The 19,371-nt window shown below is 35.7% G+C and carries 14 protein-coding genes, 1 tRNA gene and 2 pseudogenes; 11 read left to right on the forward strand and 6 right to left on the reverse strand.

The features are described from left to right. Nucleotides 1-4: 4 nt before the first annotated feature. Together G6N06_RS05735 and G6N06_RS05740 are read left to right on the forward strand one after the other, a co-directional pair. Nucleotides 5-1,639 carry a S41 family peptidase gene (locus tag G6N06_RS05735; protein WP_163515115.1) on the forward strand — a complete coding sequence of 545 codons (1,635 nt, stop codon included), beginning with the start codon at nt 5-7 and terminating at the stop codon, nt 1,637-1,639. 71 nt (nt 1,640-1,710) lie between these two features. After that, a complete protein-coding gene (locus G6N06_RS05740; RefSeq protein ID WP_163515116.1) occupies nt 1,711-2,544 on the forward strand; it encodes an OmpA family protein in 834 nt (277 codons plus the stop codon). On the opposite strand, the gene G6N06_RS05745 is transcribed toward G6N06_RS05740, so the two are convergent. Both G6N06_RS05745 and G6N06_RS05750 read right to left on the reverse strand, forming a co-directional pair. Then, nucleotides 2,541-2,984, reverse strand: a complete 444-nt coding sequence (locus tag G6N06_RS05745; RefSeq protein ID WP_163515117.1) for a GNAT family N-acetyltransferase — start codon at nt 2,982-2,984, stop codon at nt 2,541-2,543. The two genes, G6N06_RS05740 and G6N06_RS05745, sit on opposite strands and share 4 nt — an antisense overlap. Before the next feature lie 135 nt (nt 2,985-3,119). Further along, nucleotides 3,120-3,554, reverse strand: coding sequence for an RpiB/LacA/LacB family sugar-phosphate isomerase (locus G6N06_RS05750; protein ID WP_163515118.1), 435 nt, complete (start codon nt 3,552-3,554; stop codon nt 3,120-3,122). An 850-nt stretch (nt 3,555-4,404) separates the two neighbouring features. Here G6N06_RS05750 and G6N06_RS20190 point away from each other — a divergent pair. The 5 genes and pseudogenes from G6N06_RS20190 to G6N06_RS05770 form a co-directional block, all read left to right on the forward strand. After that, nucleotides 4,405-4,497 (forward strand): annotated as a pseudogene (locus tag G6N06_RS20190) (T9SS type A sorting domain-containing protein); the annotation flags it as partial. A 201-nt stretch (nt 4,498-4,698) separates the two neighbouring features. Then, a complete protein-coding gene (rnr, locus tag G6N06_RS05755) occupies nt 4,699-6,933 on the forward strand; it encodes a ribonuclease R (RefSeq protein WP_163515119.1) in 2,235 nt (744 codons plus the stop codon). Nucleotides 6,934-6,972: 39 nt separating this feature from the next. After that, nucleotides 6,973-7,269 carry a heavy metal-binding domain-containing protein gene (locus tag G6N06_RS05760; protein ID WP_163515120.1) on the forward strand — a complete coding sequence of 99 codons (297 nt, stop codon included), beginning with the start codon at nt 6,973-6,975 and terminating at the stop codon, nt 7,267-7,269. Nucleotides 7,270-7,368: 99 nt separating this feature from the next. Further along, nucleotides 7,369-8,043, forward strand: coding sequence for a head GIN domain-containing protein (locus G6N06_RS05765; protein WP_163515121.1), 675 nt, complete (start codon nt 7,369-7,371; stop codon nt 8,041-8,043). A 124-nt stretch (nt 8,044-8,167) separates the two neighbouring features. Then, entirely contained in the window at nt 8,168-8,845 is a 678-nt protein-coding gene (locus G6N06_RS05770; protein ID WP_163515122.1) for a LysE family translocator, read from the forward strand. A gap of 340 nt (nt 8,846-9,185) precedes the next feature. On the opposite strand, the gene G6N06_RS05775 is transcribed toward G6N06_RS05770, so the two are convergent. Together G6N06_RS05775 and folB are read right to left on the reverse strand one after the other, a co-directional pair. After that, nucleotides 9,186-9,256: transfer RNA gene (locus G6N06_RS05775), tRNA-Cys, on the reverse strand. Between the two features lie 53 nt (nt 9,257-9,309). After that, nucleotides 9,310-9,672, reverse strand: coding sequence for a dihydroneopterin aldolase (folB, locus tag G6N06_RS05780; protein WP_163515123.1), 363 nt, complete (start codon nt 9,670-9,672; stop codon nt 9,310-9,312). A 120-nt stretch (nt 9,673-9,792) separates the two neighbouring features. On the opposite strand from folB, the gene G6N06_RS05785 reads away from it, so the two are divergent. Then, on the forward strand, nt 9,793-11,802 hold the full coding sequence (locus G6N06_RS05785) for a glutamine--tRNA ligase/YqeY domain fusion protein (protein WP_163515124.1): 2,010 nt from the start codon (nt 9,793-9,795) through the stop codon (nt 11,800-11,802). Nucleotides 11,803-12,259: 457 nt separating this feature from the next. Continuing rightward, entirely contained in the window at nt 12,260-12,472 is a 213-nt protein-coding gene (locus G6N06_RS05790) for a hypothetical protein (protein ID WP_163515125.1), read from the forward strand. Nucleotides 12,473-12,605: 133 nt separating this feature from the next. On the opposite strand, the pseudogene G6N06_RS05795 reads toward G6N06_RS05790, so the two are convergent. After that, nucleotides 12,606-13,544 (reverse strand): annotated as a pseudogene (locus G6N06_RS05795) (SPFH domain-containing protein). 94 nt (nt 13,545-13,638) lie between these two features. Next, nucleotides 13,639-15,150 (reverse strand): glutamate--tRNA ligase, encoded by a 1,512-nt coding sequence (gene gltX, locus G6N06_RS05800; protein ID WP_163515126.1) that lies wholly within the window; start codon nt 15,148-15,150, stop codon nt 13,639-13,641. 336 nt (nt 15,151-15,486) lie between these two features. On the opposite strand from gltX, the gene G6N06_RS05805 reads away from it, so the two are divergent. Then, nucleotides 15,487-18,918, forward strand: coding sequence for a coiled-coil domain-containing protein (locus tag G6N06_RS05805; protein WP_163515127.1), 3,432 nt, complete (start codon nt 15,487-15,489; stop codon nt 18,916-18,918). After that, nucleotides 18,905-19,315 carry an rRNA maturation RNase YbeY gene (ybeY, locus tag G6N06_RS05810; RefSeq protein ID WP_163515128.1) on the forward strand — a complete coding sequence of 137 codons (411 nt, stop codon included), beginning with the start codon at nt 18,905-18,907 and terminating at the stop codon, nt 19,313-19,315. Before G6N06_RS05805 ends, ybeY begins: the two co-directional genes overlap by 14 nt. Nucleotides 19,316-19,371: the final 56 nt, after the last annotated feature.

Here is a 19,371-nt window from a genome sequence, read left to right on the forward strand (position 1 = left end):
GATTATGAAAAAGTTATTGACCAAAAAAATAGTGCTTCCTGTTTTTATAGGCGTGCTATTTATCACTGGATCCGCATTTAAAAACGATTTCTTTGAAATTGCCAAACAAATAGAAATTTTTACAACGCTTTTTAAAGAAGTCAACATGAATTATGTTGACGAAACAAATCCTGCAGATTTAATGGATACAGCTATAAAAAGCATGCTCCAGGATTTGGACCCCTACACCAATTTTTATAATGAACAAGATGTAGAAGCCTCCAGAATTAATAATACTGGCGATTATACCGGTATTGGAGCCAGCGTATTGACCTTAAAGGATAAATTGGTCATCATAGAACCTTACAAAGGTTTTCCGGCAGATAAAGCTGGTTTAAAAGCGGGCGACGAGATTATCAAGGTAGATAATACCGTAGTTGCCGATTTTAGTGATGATGCCGGCAATTTACTGCAAGGTGCTGCAGGAACAACAGTAAACGTTACCTATGTTCGTCAGGGAAAAACACAAACGGCAACGATTAAACGTGAGGCCGTAGAAATTCACGCTGTACCACATTATTCCATGATTGATGATAAAACGGGCTATGTCGTACTGCGTAAGTTCAATGAAAAAGCCTCTTCAGAAACCATCAATGCCATTAGGACCTTAAAAAGTCAAGGGGCCAAACAGCTTGTTCTGGACCTTAGAGGAAATCTGGGTGGTCTATTGAACGAAGCGGTAAACGTGACCAATATTTTTGTACCTCAAAATCAACTGGTGGTTACGACAAAATCAAAAGTTGACAAATACAATAAAACCTATTATACCCAAAAGGAACCTATAGACACAGAAATTCCAGTAGTAGTACTTATTGACGGCAAAAGCGCATCCGCCAGTGAAATTGTTGCCGGCGCTTTACAAGATTTGGATAGAGCAGTGATAGTAGGGGCAAGAAGTTTTGGAAAAGGTTTGGTACAACGTCCAAAATCATTGGTTTACGGAACGCAATTAAAAATTACCATCTCACGCTATTATACACCTTCAGGACGTTGTATCCAGTCATTAGACTATTGGAATAGAGATGAATTGGGTAAGGCCACGCGTGTCAAAAAAGAGAATTATACAGCATTCAAAACCAAACGCGGAAGAACGGTTTACGATGGTGGCGGTATCCAACCGGATGTAGAACTTGGCATTTCCAAATTAAGTCCCATAACCACAGCCATTGTCAACGAAAACCTAATTTTTGACTTCGCTACAGAATATTATTACTCACATCAAGTAACAGATTTAAAGAGCTTTAAATTGACTGATGCGGATTTCAACGAATTTAAAAACTTTTTGAAAGTGAATAACTTTACCTTTTCAACCAAAACCGAAAAAGCATTTGATGATGCCCTATTGGTGGCCGATGAAGAAGGTTTAAAGAAGGTGATTGATGGGCAATACACCACATTAATGAATGCTTTGAACACCTATAAAACAGAAGCAATTAACGCCAATAAAACACAACTAATGGGATTATTGGCGGAAGAAATAGTCAAACGGTATTTTTATAGAGAAGGCATGTATTCTTACTATATTGACCACAATACGGAAATCAAAAAAGGCACAGAAATCCTTAAAAATCCTTCAACTTATCTCAGTTATCTTCAATAAATTCCATACATCGATAAGAAAATGTGATTCTTGAAAAATTAATTATATTTAATCTTTCAAGTGAATATATTATGAAAAAAATCTTCTTCATAGGTTTTCTTTTCACCCAAATAATTTGGGCGCAAGAGGAATTGAAGCACGAGGTATTTTTTAAAACAGATGCCTATGATGTATCAGATACAGAACATAGCAAACTCTTACTTTTTTTATCAGAAATTGAATCCTTAGATATAGAAAAAATTTCCATTTACGGATTTACGGACGATAGAGGAAGTGCCGAATATAACCTGGTTCTATCACAAAATAGAGCCAATAGTATCAAAGCCATTTTTTCTAATAATGAATTTGATGAATCCATTATCACCAACGTGGATGGGAAGGGAAAAATTTTACTAAAACTTGTTAAAGAGGAGGACGTTAGCAAAATAAGAAGTTTGAACAGAAAAGTAGAAATTATAGTCTCTCCATATTTTCCTCCACGACCAGAAGTCATCACTAAAACAAAAACAGCTAGTGAAACCTTGGCAGGTGATATAAAAATTGGGGATTATATTCTCTTAGAAAATATCCTCTTTAAAACGGGTTACAGTTACTTACTACCAGAATCCAAAAAAACCTTGGAAGAAATTTCAAAAGTACTTCTACAACGTGAAGATATCTATTTTACCATTCAAGGTCATGTATGTTGTACCCAGAACAGTCGGGATGCTATTGATAGAAAGACAAAAAAACGTAATTTATCCTTAGCTCGAGCTAAATACATTTATGATTATCTGGCTAAAAAAGGAATCAATCCCAGACGTATGAAGTATGTTGGCATGCGACGTAAATTTCCACTTGGAGGCGAAGCAAAATATGATCGACGCGTGGAAATTTTAGTGACCTATGTCAATGAAGTCAATTAAACCTTTTCCATGCCAATATGGGGAATGCCGTCTTCCAAATACTGCTCACCAATCTCTACAAATCCTAAATTATTATAAAAACGTTTCAAATGGGCCTGTGCCGAAATTCTAATTTTAGTTTCGTGATAGGTATCCTCAATTACCCTTATGGAAGCTTCCATAATAGCATATCCATATTTTAAATGACGCTCTCCAAATTTAACCAAAACTCTTCCAATTCCAGCGTGGTCAAAATTTTCATCGGGCTTAAAAACACGTGTATAAGCCACTATTCCATCATTTTTATAACCTATAATATGTAGGGCATTTTGGTCTTTATAATCGATATCTTGATAGACACAATTTTGCTCGACCACAAAAATTTCACTTCGTAATTGTAAGATGGCATATAGCTCCTCAAGGGTAAGTTCTTTAAAAGTTTTTACTATGATGTTTAGCATTATGAATCTATTTTTTGCGGGTCTAAATTGCCACTCCTATAAGAAAAGGAGTAAGCCAAATAAGGATATTTCATCAAGATAGGAATCATCATTTAGTTGTCCTCATATAGAATGTAAATATCTCTGAGCCTTCGGTTACTGTTGTACCGGAATCTTTTTGACTCGGTCTTCATGTCGGCCACCTGCAAATGCCGTATCTAAAAAAGTATCTACCATTTCAATAACTTGAGGTAATGCGGTAAATCTTGCGGGAATACTCAATATATTAGCATTGTTATGTTGCCTGGCCAAGGCTACAATTTCCTTCGTCCAACACAAGGCAGATCGTACCCCTTGATGCTTATTTGCCGTCATATTGGCACCATTACCACTTCCGCAGATAATAATGCCGTAGTCTACAACTTTATCTTCGACATCTTTTGCAACGGGATGTACAAAATCGGGATAGTCCACACTGTCATTACTGTTGGTTCCATAATTTTTGACCATAAATCCTTTGTTTTCCAAGTGCTTTACAACAGCTAACTTATACTCAGTTCCGGCGTGATCATTACCAATTGAGATTTTCATTTTTATAAAATTTTATTTAGCCCATAAAGTTACTAAATGCACATTAATAATAGAGCTATTTATACATCTATATCTCCATCAATTAGCCTTGTTAACAATTGGCTGAGTTCTTTTCATTACATGTTGATATCTTGTCATTAATTTCTAACATAAATATTTCCAAATATCATTTATTTTTACAAGCAAGTATAGAAACCATATGGCCTAAAATTTAACTCTTTTTTTACTGTTCACTTATCACCAAAAATAAATGCTCTATCAACATAAAATTTAAATAATCTTATTGGGAAAACGATGTTAAACTCAGTTATGGACAGTTGTTAATAACTATATGAATATGCTTTATAATCAGACCATTCAAATGATATATCCTGTTAACTACGGCTTGATGGATTGTCAATATCTACATTGCAAAATAAAAACCAACAAAGTTATACCCGTTATTAACAGACTATCATAATCACCAATATTTTTTTAAAATTTTAATAAAAACTGATTATTATAAATATAAATGTGAATAACTGTTTTTTAGGTTGAAAATTGAAGTCAAGTTATGGAAGAAATTGACATCTTATCCTTTTCAGGGTTTAATAGAACAGCGGTAATTATAGTTACTAAAATAGTACTGGTTAAGAAAAAGCTTTTTTATTTCATTTATCATGCTGACATAATATTTTATTACCCAATGTGTTTTTGCCTGAGGGTCTTATCAATATTAGAAAGGCTGCTTTTTGTGAAAGTTTAGCCAGTATAACGCTCCTAAGTAGTCTTAATAGAACGGAGTTTCAATACTTAAAAAAGCAAGAATTTTTAACAATTTGGGTCATTTGGTTTCAGAAAAAAGAATAATAAAATCAGTGTTTCCAACTATTCAAAAGGTCTGAATTTTGTAGAAATAGAGACTATTCAAGGTAAGATTAACAAGAAATTTGTGATAGAGTAACTTATTAAAAGTATGTGATTTATAAAGGTACAGGTTATTTTTTTGACCTTTTTACGTTAACTTAACCATAATTTTATAATGGTTTCACATTAAAACCGTAGTTTTGTAAAATCTTAATTACCAATCTTCTCCTTTAATTAAGTTTCGAATAACTGAATTTCGCTAACTTTAGAAATTCAATAAGATTACATTATAAAATAAATGACAAAAAAAAGAAGAAAGGGATCATCAAATAAGATCTCTAACCTAACAAATACAATTCTAAGTATTTTAAAAAAAGATAGAAATCAATCCTTTAATTACAAACAAATTGCTGCTAAACTTGGAGTGGATGACGCTTCCAGCAGAAATCAAATAATAAAAAAACTTCAAGAGCTCCTTGCCAAAAAGGAAATTGAAGAAACAGAACGGGGTAAATTTAAAGCTATTGTTACTACAGAATACCACACTGGGATTCTTGACATGGCCTCCAAAGGTTCAGGATACATCATTAGTCCAGACTTTGATGAGGATGTCTATATCGCATCAAACAATATCAACAAAGCCTTAAATGGTGATGAGGTTGAATTCTACGTCTATAAACGTCGTAAGAAAGGAAAGTTTGAGGGTGAAATTACAAATATTATCAAACGTGCCAAAAGTGAGTATGTGGGTGTGATACAAATACACTCAAATTATGCTTTTGTAGTGGTGAATGGAAACAAGATGTACACTGATATTTTCGTACCAATCAATAAAATCAATAAAGCTGAAGATGGAGATGTTGTTCTTGTATCTCTTGAAAGCTGGGATCCAAAAGAAGATTCACCAAAAGGAGCCGTATTAAAAGTTTTAGGAAAACCTGGAGAACACAATACTGAAATCCATGCTATTCTGGCGGAATACGGTTTGCCTTATGAATTTCCTCAGGAAGTTGAAGACTATGCCAATAATTTAGATACCTCCATAAATGAGAAAGAAATAGCCAAACGACGTGATATGCGGAAGGCACTCACATTTACCATAGATCCAAAGGATGCCAAAGATTTTGATGATGCGTTGTCTTTTGAAGTTTTGGATAATGGATTGTATGAAATAGGAATCCATATTGCGGATGTATCGCATTATGTACAAGAAAATACCATTTTGGATGATGAGGCCTACGAGCGTGCCACATCGGTTTATTTAGTAGATAGAGTAGTACCCATGCTTCCAGAAGTACTTTCAAACAATGCGTGTTCTTTAAGACCCAATGAAGAAAAATATACCTTTTCTGCAGTGTTTCATATGAATGATATGGCAGAAATTAAGAAGCAATGGTTTGGGAGAACGGTGACTTACAGTGATGCACGTTTTTCTTATGAAGAAGCGCAAGTTATTATTGAAAATAATACAAAAGTGCCTTCTCATAAAGATATTTCCTCAATAGATACGTTAATTCCCGAAGACATTGCCATTGAAGAAAAGGAATACCATGCGGATAAAAAAGTTGGATACGCCGTTTTAAAAATGGACGAGATGGCCAAGATCATGCGTGGAAAAAGGATGAAAGAAGGCGCTATTTCATTTGATAAAGTAGAAGTAAAGTTTGAATTGGATGAACAGGCCAATCCGATTGGTGTGTTTTTTAAAACCAGCCAGGACGCCAACAAACTGATTGAAGAATTTATGCTGCTGGCCAATAAAAAAGTGGCCGAATTTATTGGAAAACAATCGCCTAAAAAGACATTTGTATACCGGGTCCATGATGAGCCAGATGCTACTAAATTGGCAACCTTACAAGGTGTGGTTTCTAAATTTGGATACAAACTTAATTTTAAAGATCGCAATAGCATTGCCTCATCCTTAAACGGCTTATTACGTGATGTCCAAGGTAAAAAAGAACAGAATTTAGTCGATACCTTGACCATCAGAACGATGAGTAAAGCAGAATATACCACGGATAACATCGGACATTACGGTTTAGCATTTGATTACTATACACATTTTACCTCGCCGATTCGTCGTTACCCGGACGTTATGGTACATCGTTTATTACAACATTATCTTGATGGTGGAAAATCAGCTAATGAAGCCATCTATGAAGAAAAATGTAACCATTCCAGTAATATGGAAAATCTGTCTACAAAGGCAGAGCGCGATTCTATAAAATACATGCAGATCAAGTTTATGGAAAACCATAAAAATGAAGAGTTTGTTGGAGTTATTTCAGGAGTGACCGACTGGGGGATTTATGTGGAAATCATCTCCAATAAATGTGAAGGTATGGTGTCTGTAAGAGATATGAACGACGATCATTACGAATTTGACGAGACTGAATATGCCTTGATTGGAAGAAAATCTGGTGTAAGTTATCAACTTGGTGAAGAAGTTGTTGTAAAGGTTAAAAGTACAGATTTGGTCAAAAAGCATCTCGATTTTACCTTGATTGGGAAACCTCAAATTATTCAATTGTAAGCATCCAAAAGTAAGTACTCCTCATATAATTTAAATGTTATGATCCTCACAACTACCAACTCTATAGAAGGGTTTAAAATAATGGAATATAAAGGCATTGTTTCTGGAATTTCAGTAAATGTCCAGAAAATGAAAATGACTTTCAATATGGAAAAATATTATCAAGCCATTGCTGAAAGTATGGGCCTGGTTAAAGAACAGGCATTTCAGCAACTGAAGGATAATGCTGTAAAATTAAATGCCAATGCCATTGTAGGGATTAAAGTGGATATCGAATTGACCACAAGTAATTATGTTACTGTTGCAGTCACTGGCACTGCGGTTTCTGTGGCCTAAAAAATTTATGTTTTATTTATCATTAGTAAACATTTGAATCCGGGATAATAATTTAAATTTAATTTAAGAAAATCCATATAGAACCGTAAAATATTAAAAATGAAATTAGTTATAACAATAGCATCACTTTTTTTGAGTGTCCTTGCCATTGCACAACAGGATATTGAGAAAAATATTGGTGATTTTGATGAAATCAAAGTGTATGATTTGATCAATGTAGAATTGGTGAAATCAGATGAAAACAGGGCCATCATTACCGGCGATAATAAAAGTGATGTTGAATTGATCAATAAGAACGGTATCTTAAAAATAAAGATGCGGCTTGGAGAAAGTTTTGTGGGCAATAAAACGGTGGTCAGGTTGTATTATAAGAATATATCTACTATTGATGTTAATGAAGGTGCTTATGTGTCTTCTGACGATATATTCCAACGTTATAAAATGGAATTAAGAGTTCAGGAAGGCGCTGTAATAAAATTGCAGTTGGAAGTTACCGATCTTCATTTGAAAGCGGTTACAGGAGGTCAAATTGAAGTTTCTGGTAAAGCCGATAGACAAGATATTTCCATTAATACAGGTGGAATTTTTCTTGGACAATCCTTGGAATCAGAGTCTAGCTATGTGGCTATAAGAGCTGCTGGCGAAGCACATATAAGAGCCTCCCGATTGGCGGATATTAAAATTAGAGCAGGAGGTGATGTCTATATTTATGGCAATCCTGAAACGGTAAATGAAGATAAAATTTTTGGTGGTCGTATTAAACGCATGGATTAGAATTTCATCGAACACTTTAAACGATGGTTATAGATCAATTTATCCCAGTCATATATACTGTTTTGAAGATTTCAAAGCGTTAAAAAGATAAAAAATTATGTAGCTTTGTTGAAACACTAGTTAAATGTTTGACGAAATTCTATCAGCAATTCCTTTTGGTATCATATTGGCATTCACAATTGGTCCGGTGTTTTTTGTGCTCTTGGAAACCAGTGCTACCAAAGGTTTTAAAAGCGCCCTTATTTTTGATTTGGGTGTCATGTTGGCAGATATTTTGTTTATTGCCGTCGCTTTTCTAAGTACCAATAAACTGCTCGATAAAATTAAGGATGATCCAAATTTCTTGGTCTTTGGAGGTGTTATTTTAATAGTTTACGGGATTATTACCTTTACCAAAACTTCGAAATCATTTCGCTCAATCGTCAGAGAATATCATAAGGTGGAAATACAGAAGAATTATGGAAAGTTGTTTTTAAAAGGATTTTTGTTGAATTTTATCAATATCGGAGTCTTGGTGGGATGGTTAGGCTTTATTATTATTGCCAATTCCTTTACGGAGACTAAAAGTGGGGTTATTGTTTTTCTGAGTACCATTCTTATCACTTATTTTATCATTGATCTCTTTAAAATTTTGATTGCCAAAAAATTAAAGAATAAATTGACCCCAAGGCGTATCTTCAAAACCAAAAAAATCATTGCCTTGGTAATTTTAGCCTTTGGAATTCTATTGTTATCGCAGGCATTCTTCCCTAAAGAAAAAGAATTGCTTAAGGACCGATTGGAACAGATTACACCTTTTTAGGATACTTTGGTGTTACATAGATAGAACGCAGATGACGTGGGATTTTTATGATTTTCACTGATTTTTCATATTATTTTGACCGACTCAAACCTGTCAGGTTTTCAAAACCTGACAGGTTTTTTCATTCTAAATCAGTGTCCATCTGCTCAATTTGCTTCACCCGCCTGAACTGACGGGCAGGTCAGCGATCCGTAAATAGAACTTAGATGACAAAAATTTCTAATGATAATTGTTGATTTTAAGCATTTATCAGTGACTATCTGCTCAATCTACGTCATCATCGTTCTATTTTAAAAATTTGAAATAAAAAAACCCCCAACGTTCGTTGAAGGTTTTTTTGAGGCATCAAGCGGATTCGAACCGCTGTAGAAGGTTTTGCAGACCTCTGCCTAGCCACTCGGCCATGATGCCAGTTTTTGCGAAGTGCAAAGGTAAAAAAAATAAACTTGGTAAACTATATAGTTTTATTTATTTCGGTGTGCTGTTATTTTTATGGTCACTTTTTCCACATCACCACCAATAGGAGGATTTAACTTACTTACACAAACTGTCGCTTTCTTGACCTTCTGGTCTTCACTAAATATTCGGTCCAAAATACGTTGCGCAACGGTTTCAAGCAAATAGGAAGGTATTTGCATTTCTTCTTTAATAATTCGGTTAAGCAAAACATAATCTACAGTATCACTTAATTTGTCTGAGGTTGCAGAAGTTTTTAAATCTGCTTTTACTTTTAGATCTACACGATAGTCGCTGCCAATGGTAGTTTCTTCCTTCAGACATCCATGGTGTGCAAACACTCGGATATTTTCAACTTTTATAGTCCCCATAATTCCTTTTATTATCGCAAAAATAAGGCATTTATAGAACTAAAAAAATCCTTAATTTTGCACAGGAATTCCTATTGTGTAATTCATATGAATAAATAATAGGAAATAATGGATAGCAGTATGTCAGAAGAAACAAGATCACTCAATTTTATAGAGCACATTATAGAAGAAGATTTAGCCAAAGGCATGTCTAAAAAGGACCTTCGTTTCAGGTTTCCACCTGAGCCTAATGGATATTTACATATTGGCCATACCAAGGCCATTGGCATCAGCTTTGGTTTGGGTGAAAAATATAATGCACCCGTCAATTTACGGTTTGATGACACCAATCCCATAAAAGAAGAACAGGAATATGTGGATGCCATTAAGGAAGACGTGGCGTGGTTAGGCTATACATGGGAAAATGAAGTCTATTCTTCTGATTATTTTCAGCAGTTATATGATTGGGCTGTACAATTGATTAAAGAAGGAAAGGCCTATGTAGATTCTCAATCTTCTGAAGCTATGGCGGAACAAAAAGGGACTCCAACCCAACCAGGAGTGGATAGTCCTTTTAGAAATAGGAGCGTGGAAGAAAATCTTGATCTGTTCGAAAGAATGAAGAATGGAGAATTTGATGAAGGTACCCACGTTTTGCGTGCTAAGATTGACATGGGACATACCAATATGCTCATGCGAGATCCGATAATGTACCGTATTTTAAAGAAACACCATCACAGGACTGGTTACGATTGGTGCATTTATCCAATGTATGATTGGACCCATGGGGAAAGTGATTATATCGAAAGCATATCGCACAGTTTATGTTCTCTTGAATTTAAGCCCCATAGAGAGCTTTACGACTGGTTCTTGGACCAAGTTGTCGAACCTGATAAATTGCGCCCTAAGCAACGAGAATTTGCACGTTTAAACCTTAGCTATACCATAATGAGCAAACGAAAGTTACTCAGATTGGTTGAGGAAAACATCGTTTCTGGATGGGATGATCCTAGGATGCCTACTATTTCCGGTCTGCGCCGTCGCGGCTATACGCCAAATGCCATTAAAAAGTTTATTGAAACAGTAGGTGTTGCCAAACGCGATAACGTCATTGATGTGGCACTTTTAGAATTTTGCATCCGTGAAGATTTGAACAAAACCGCACCACGTGTTATGGCAGTTTTGGATCCTATTAAATTGATCATTACCAACTATCCGGAAGGAAAGGAGGAGTGGCTTGACGCAGAAAACAATCAGGAGGATGAAAGTGCCGGTTTTAGAAAAGTTCCTTTTTCAAGAGAATTATATATTGAAAGAGATGATTTTAAAGAACAAGCAGGTAGTAAATTTTTCCGATTGACCTTAGATCAGGAAGTGCGTTTAAAGAACGCTTATATAGTGAAAGCTGAAAGTGTTGTTAAGGATGATGCGGGACATATCGTGGAAATCCACGGTACTTATTCTGAAGACCCTACTATAAAAGTGAAAAGCACGATTCATTGGGTCTCCGTAAGGCACGCTGTAAAAGCTGAAGTTAGGGAATACGATCGGTTGTTTATGCATGAATCACCAGATACCCATCCGGAAAAGGATTTTATGGAGTTTTTAAATCCAGAATCCTTGAAAATTATTGACGCCTATGTAGAGCCAAGTTTGCAGGATGCCAAGGTTAATGATAGATTCCAATTTCAGCGTTTAGGTTATTTTAGCGTTGATAAAGATTCAACTTCTGAACAATTGGTGTTCAATAAAACAGTGGGCTTACGTGATTCATGGGCAAAGGAATCTCGAAGTAAGAGTGCGACGTCAAAAAAACCAGAAAATCAGGCCAAACAAAAACATAACCAGCCACAACGGAAAGCCATTGATATTATTCAGCAATTAGGTAAAAAATATACCAATCTGCCTGAAGAAAAACAATTGACGACCAAAGCTGAAATTCAAGAATTAGCTAAGAACGTTACCTATGATGAATTGAAGCCATGGTTTAATACAGCAGCCAAAAAAGTGGGAACCCGTATCGCTACGATGATCACACTTGGCGTATTACTGGAGCAAGGGTTGGACAGAAATGAGGATGTTGATGCCTTTATTGCTTCAGGATTGGAGGATAAGAATGAGGCTTTGGTAACCGTAGCAAAAGGCCTTTAAAGATTTTCAATAATAATGTTTTTTAAGATCTGCCGTGCAAGCCTATATCCAATTGGTTGCACGGCAGACTATTTGGTATAAGGCTTCATTCACTACTGAAATGATCTTTTGCCCAGGCCGAAATAATGGCATATATATGATTGAGTTTTTTTGGTTATTTCCAAAAGAAGTGGGGCATGGTCATTGAATGGATGCCTTGACTGACAGAGAACGAATTCCAAGCTTCAACTGTTTAAAATTTACCATAAATGAAGGGTTAAGGGTGAAGACAATTTATTTGAAATATACTATCCCATTTTGAAGGTGATGTTTAAATCTTTTTCAAGTTGAACCATACAGAACAAAAAAGGAATTAGCCCATCTTTTTAAGAATTTTAAGCAAGTTTAATTTTAAACTAAATGTTTTGTCGTCTTTGGTAAATTGAGTAACTTATATGATTAATTAACATATCGATAAATGAAGTTATCACAAAGTATATTGTCTGAGATCATGCAAATCACCAGAGATATTGAAGGGAACTATCCAGAGTTGGAGAAATACTTGGATGAACGGCCATTGACCCTCCCTGACGAAAATGATCCTACATTTAAGGTCGACAATGAAGCTTTACAGAAATATTTGAGTAGCTTAAAGTCGATGGTTAGGAAATACAAAAAGAATAGGCATTAAAAAAGGACTGTTTCATGGGTTGAGAACGAGTCCTTTTTTTTGATTTACTTTTGTCTTCGATCAAATATCATCACTCAAATATTTTAATTATTCAAGGATTTGATTGATTATTAAGACATCCTTTATATAGAATTTACGGTTTCTTTTCTTCGTTTTTCTTCTTCAGCTTCGCTTCTTTCATGGCTTCACCAATCTGATTGCTCGCGGTAAAACTGGCCACCATATTGTTTAGCATATCACTTCCTGCTTGAGGTGAGTTTGGTAATAATATCAAATTACTATTGACATGTTCTCCAATTGATTGAAGCGTATCATAATGCTGTGTCACTACAATCAATGCGGAGGCTTCTTGTGAGTTGATCCCAACACGGTTTAAGACATCAACGGATTCTTCCAAGCCTCGCGCAATTTCACGGCGTTGGTCTGCAATACCCTGACCTTGCAAGCGCTTGCTTTCTGCTTCTGCTTTGGCGCGTTCAACAATTAAAATACGGGCAGCATCACCTTCAAATTGGGCTGCTATCTTTTCACGTTCGGAGGCATTAATCCTGTTCATCGCAGCTTTTACCTGGGCATCCGGATCAATGTCCGTTACAAGGGTTTTAATGATGTCATAGCCATAATCTAACATGGCATCATTCAATTCGGTTTTTACGGCAATAGCGATGTCGTCTTTTTTAACGAAAACATCATCCAATTTCATTTTGGGCACTTCGGCACGTACCACATCAAAAACGTAACTGGTGATCTGGTCATGTGCGTAATCCAATTTATAAAAAGCGTCATAAACTTTTTTAGAGATCACCATAAACTGAACAGAGATTTTTAAACGCACAAACACGTCATCCAAAGTCTTTGTTTCTACAATGACATCCAACTGTTGGATCTTAAGGCTCATTCTGCCTGCAATCCGGTCAATTATCGGAATTTTCATCTAAAGTCCGGAATGCCGAATGCTCTGAAATTTTCCAAAGCGCTCAACAATAGCGGCTGATTGTTGCTTTACAGTAAAAAATGAAGAAAACAATATAACAAGTCCGATAATAATAAGGGGGATAGCAAAGGGAAGCATAGCATGGTTTTGTTTAAAGGTTAGAAATATAAAATACTAATTTAAGCTATATTTACTCTGTATTTACTGTTTTATGTTAAAAATCAGTCTAATGCTATAAGGTTTGAACCAATTTGTCAATGCGCTGAACAGTCTCAGCTTTACCAATCATAAACATGATTTCAAAAAGATCAGGACCTTGCATCGCACCAACTAAGGCCAAACGCAAGGGTTGCATCACTTTACCGAAACCTACGCCTTTTTCACCAATCCAAGCTTTTACATCGGTTTGAAGATTAGCAACGGTAAAATCAGAAATATGAGTAATAATTTGCTCCAGTTCGCTCATCAATTCACGAGCATCATTGTTCATTATTTTTGCGAAAGATTTCTCGTCATAAGATTGTGGGGCCTCAAAAAAGTAGGAGGATAGGTTCCAAAAATCTGAAACGAAAGTTGCACGTTCTTTGATGAGTCCTATGACAATGGCAATATAATTTACATCTATATCTTTTAATTGCGGTTGACTCTCTTGAAAAATTTCAGCCAATTCATTATCATGTTGATATTGCATATATTGATGATTGAACCATTTGATTTTATCAGGATCAAAACGAGCGCCAGATTTGTGGACGCGTTCCAATTCAAACGCATCAACTAGTTCTTCCAAAGTAAATTGTTCTTGCTCTGTGCCTGGATTCCATCCTAAAAATGCTAAGAAGTTGATCAGGGCATCTGCAAAATAGCCGTCTTCTTTATAGCCACGAGAAATCTCGCCAGTCTGTGGATCTTTCCATTCCAAAGGAAATACAGGGAAACCCAGTTTATCGCCATCCCGCTTGCTCAATTTTCCTTTACCGGTTGGCTTGAGCAGTAAAGGTAAATGTGCAAATTGCGGTTTTTCCCACCCAAAAGCATCGTATAATTGGTAGTGCAAGGCTAAGGAAGGTAGCCATTCCTCACCTCGGATGACGTGGGTGATTTCCATTAAATGATCGTCGACTATATTTGCCAAATGGTAAGTGGGCATGCCATCACTTTTAAACAAGACTTTATCATCTAAAATATTGGTATCAATAGTGATGTCTCCTCTTACAATATCCGTTAAATGAAGGGTTTGATCCTTGGGCGATTTAAAACGGATGACATAATCCTCTCCAGCATCCAATTTAGCTTGTGTTTCTTCCTTAGAAAGAGCCAGTGAATTGAGTAAGAGCTTTCTATTATGCCAGTTGTAAATAAACGTCTTTCCTTTGGACTCATGATTTTTTCTATGGTGATCTAAGCTTTCAGGGGTGTCAAAGGCATAATAGGCATCACCTGAAGATAGAAGCTTTTCAGCATATTCACGATATAAATGTTTACGTTCACTTTGTCTGTATGGACCAAATTTTTCGTTGTGGTTGGGTCCTTCATCAAATGGGATATGACACCAGTTTAGGGCGTCAATAATATACTGTTCAGCACCTTCCACATAACGGTTTTGATCGGTATCTTCTATTCTGAGAATAAAAGTCCCGTTGTGCTTTTTGGCAAATAAATAGTTGAAAAGGGCAGTACGAACACCACCAATATGTAAAGGTCCTGTTGGACTTGGTGCAAAGCGCACACGAACTTGATCAGTCATTTTTTCATTGATTTATAATTACAAAGATAGATTTTTACCAAGCAAGGTTCAAGGTTTTGGGTTCAAAGTTATGACTAAAGCATTCAGTGTTTTGGATTCAAGGTTTTCCCATATGGGATTTTCAATTTCTTGCACTTTATATACGAAACATTTAAATTGATACACTGAGCGCAGTCGAAGTGTCAACTTTAATTTCAAGAGGTGCTTCACTTCTTAATTAACACAAGCTTATCATATTTAGAGTATTACAGAATAAAATAAAATTGTAGTTTAGTAGGTTATATATTTATGGTTAATTTAACGTAAACCTTAATCTTTAAAAAAATCACTAAATCTGTGTTAGGCAACTTTAAAGTCATACAATCCAAATTAGAACAGTTTATCAGGCGTTATTATACGAACGACTTGTTAAAGGGCGCCATTCTGTTTTTTGCCATTGGATTACTGTATCTTTTATTTACTTTATTTATTGAATACATATTGTGGTTGGGTCCATCGGCAAGGGCTATATTGTTTTGGGTATTTGTCAGCGTGGAGCTGGGTCTGTTTATCAGGTTTATTGTGTGGCCATTATTAAAATTATTTAAACTTCAGAAAGGTATCGATTATGATGAGGCCTCCAATATTATTGGTAAACATTTTCCTGAGGTCAGTGATAAATTATTGAACGTGCTTCAATTACAAAGAAATTCTGTGCAATCTGAACTTTTATTGGCAAGTATTGAACAAAAGTCAGCCGAATTAAAGCCTGTTCCTTTTAAATTGGCGATCAATTTTAATAAGAATATTAAGTACTTAAAATATGCTGCCATCCCGGTCTTGATTTTATTATTGACTTTTATTACGGGGAATTTCAGTTGGTTTAGTGATAGCTATGATCGCGTGGTAAATTATAAAACGGCATATGAACCACCTGCTCCTTTTCAGTTTTTCGTGGTCAATGAGGATCTTCAGGCCATAGAAAATAAAGATTTTAAACTGGTGGTCAAAACAGCTGGGAAGATCATTCCAGAGAATGCACAAATTCATTATTCGGGCGAAACCTATTACTTACGGCAAACTGATCCAGGATCTTTTGAATATGTTTTTCCACAATTGAAAAGTGCTGTTTCATTCACACTTTCGGCAAATCAGGTTCTCTCAAAAACCTACCAATTAGACGTCGTCAATGTGCCAACTTTGGTCAATTTTGAAATGGTGTTGGATTATCCTTCATATATCAATAGATCCGATGAGGTTTTAAAAAGTACCGGGAATACAACAATACCAGAAGGCACTACGGTCACATGGAAAATTAAAACGCGAGCTACTGATGAAGTGGTCATGTACGCAAATGATACCTTGCAGTTTGAATTAAAAAACAATGATAGTTTTGAAATCTCCAAACGGTTGTTTTCCAGATGGGATTACAATATTGCAACGAGTAACCAATCATTACGCAATTATGAGAACTTGGCCTTCAGTATACAGGTGACAAAGGATACTTATCCTGAGCTCAATATTAAGGTAGAACGAGATACCCTTGATAACCAATCGCTTTATTTCTATGGTCAAGCAAGTGATGATTACGGATTGAGTAAATTACAATTGGTTTACTATCCTATTGATAATGAGGAGGATAAAAAAATAGAAACGATACCAATTTCGTTTTCCAATTTTGAGGAATTCGTGAGTGCATTCCCAAATAATTTGAAACTAAAGGAGGGAGTTACCTATGAATTATATTTTCAGGTATTTGATAATGATGTGATCCATAATTTTAAAAGTGTAAAAAGTTCAGTATTTACGTACAGAAAGCTCACTCAGGATGAAGAAGAGTTAAAGCAATTGAAAGAACAGAGCGAAACGATCAAGCAGCTTGACCATTCATTTGAAAAAATGAAACTTCAGGAAAAGCAATTGGAAGAACTGTCGAAAACCCAAAAGGAGAAGGAACAACTTAATTTTAGTGACAGAAAGAAACTCGAAAATTTTATAAAGCGCCAGAAGCAGCAGGAAGAAATGATGCAAAATTTCAACAAGCGGCTTAAGGATAACCTTGAAGATTTTCAGAGAGAGAATATCGAAAATGATCCTTTTAAGGAAGATCTTAAAGAGCGCTTAAAGGATAATGAGGAACAATTACAAAGTGATGAAAAATTGCTGAAGGAGTTGGAGAAGCTTCAAGATAAAATCCAAAAGGAAGAATTAACCGAAAGACTCGATCAATTGGCTAAACAGAACAAAAACAAACAAAGAAGCCTTCAGCAATTATTAGAGCTGACCAAAAGGTATTATGTGGCAAAAAAGGCGGAGAAGCTACAACAGGAACTTGAGAAATTGGCTAAGGAACAAGATCAACTATCCAAGGAAGATAAGGAATCAAATACCAAAGAAAAGCAGAACAAATTAAATCAGGAGTTTGAGGATTTTCAAAAAGAGTTGGAAGAACTACAAAAGGAAAATCAAGCGTTGAAGAAGCCTTTGGATGTTCCGCAAGATAAAGGATTGGAAAAGGAGATTCAGAAGGATCAGCAGGAGGCCACAGATGAACTACAAAAGAAAGAAGATGCTGAAGAATTGAACGATAAAAAAAACGCAGATCAGAAACATAAGGATGCGCAACAAAAGCAGAAAGATGCTTCAAAGAAAATGAAGCAGATGAGTTCCAAAATGGCACAGTCCATGATGTCGGGCGGAATGGATCAGATGCAGGAAGATGCGGCGATGTTACGACAGATATTGAAAAATCTCTTATTGTTCTCCTTTGAACAGGAAGATTTGATGGACCAATTTAAAAGCATACAAATCAATCATAATCAATATGGCAAATTTCTTCGAAAACAAAGTAGTTTACGTGAGCATTTTGAACATATAGATGATAGTCTTTTCGCTTTATCCTTACGTCAGCCAAAGCTTTCTGAACATGTAAACTCTAAGATTACTGATGTCTATTTCAATATTGACAAATCCATGGATCAGCTTTCTGAAAACATGTTGTATCAAGGTGTCGCAACCCAGCAATATACGATGACGGCAACAAATGAGTTGGCTAGTTTTTTAAGTGATGTTTTGGATACTATGGAAGCCGACATGAATGCTGCACTGGGAGAGGGTTCTGGTAAGGGTCAGGGACAGGGTGGTGGTTCTGGTGGAATGCAGTTGCCAGACATAATTATGAGCCAGGAAGAACTTAATAAGCAGATGGAAGAAGGTTTAAATAAAAGTAATTTTGGTAAGAAAAGCGATGGTGAAGGTGAACAAGATGGTGATGGTAAACAAGGCGAAAAAGGGAAAGGTAAGTCGGGTAAAAATGGCAAAGAAGGTGATGGAGGTCAGCAGCAAGGGGAAGGAGAAGGGTCTTCTGAAATAATGAATGGTGAGTTGTACCGGATCTACCAACAGCAGCAGCAATTGCGGGAAGCCTTACAAAATAAGCTTAAAGAATTAGGGATGCCTTTAGATGGGCAGCAATTATTAAAACAGATGGAACACATTGAATCTGATTTGATAAATAAGGGGTTTACCAATCAAACGTTACAACGGATGATGAATTTACAGCACCAACTTTTAAAGCTTGAGAATGCAACATTTTTGCAAGGTGAAGAGAATAGGCGTGAATCCAATACGAATAGAAAGCAGTTTGAAAACATATCGAATGATCAAATTCCTACGGCCAAAGAATATTTTAATACTACTGAAATATTAAATAGACAAGCTTTACCTTTGCAACAAATTTACAAAAGGAAGGTACAGGACTATTTTAAAAAGGAGAATGATCAGCTTTAATTACGAAACGAATTTTGAATTGGACAATGAAGATAAGTTGTCTTCATGGATTTCTAATACCATCTCCGATGAAGGTTTTAAGGAAGGTGACGTCAATTATATTTTTTGTGATGACGCGTATCTGTTAAATCTCAATATGGAATTTTTGGATCACGACACCTTAACGGATATTATTAGTTTTGATTACACCATGGGTAAACTCATTAGTGGTGATGTTTATATATCCATAGATAGAGTGAGAGAGAACGCGAAAGATTTTAATGTTTCATTTGAGAACGAATTGAGTAGAGTCATGATCCATGGCATTCTTCATTATTGTGGGTATAAGGACAAAACGGACAGGGAGACCTCAGAGATGCGTTCGAAGGAAAACTACTACATTTCGAAATTAACCTAAGTATCAGGAAATCACCGTATATTTGCAAACTTTTATTTTTAAATATAAATTTTGGG

The sequence above is a fragment of the Gelidibacter japonicus genome (assembly GCF_010725055.1).
GTDB classification, from domain to species: Bacteria; Bacteroidota; Bacteroidia; order Flavobacteriales; family Flavobacteriaceae; genus Gelidibacter; species Gelidibacter japonicus.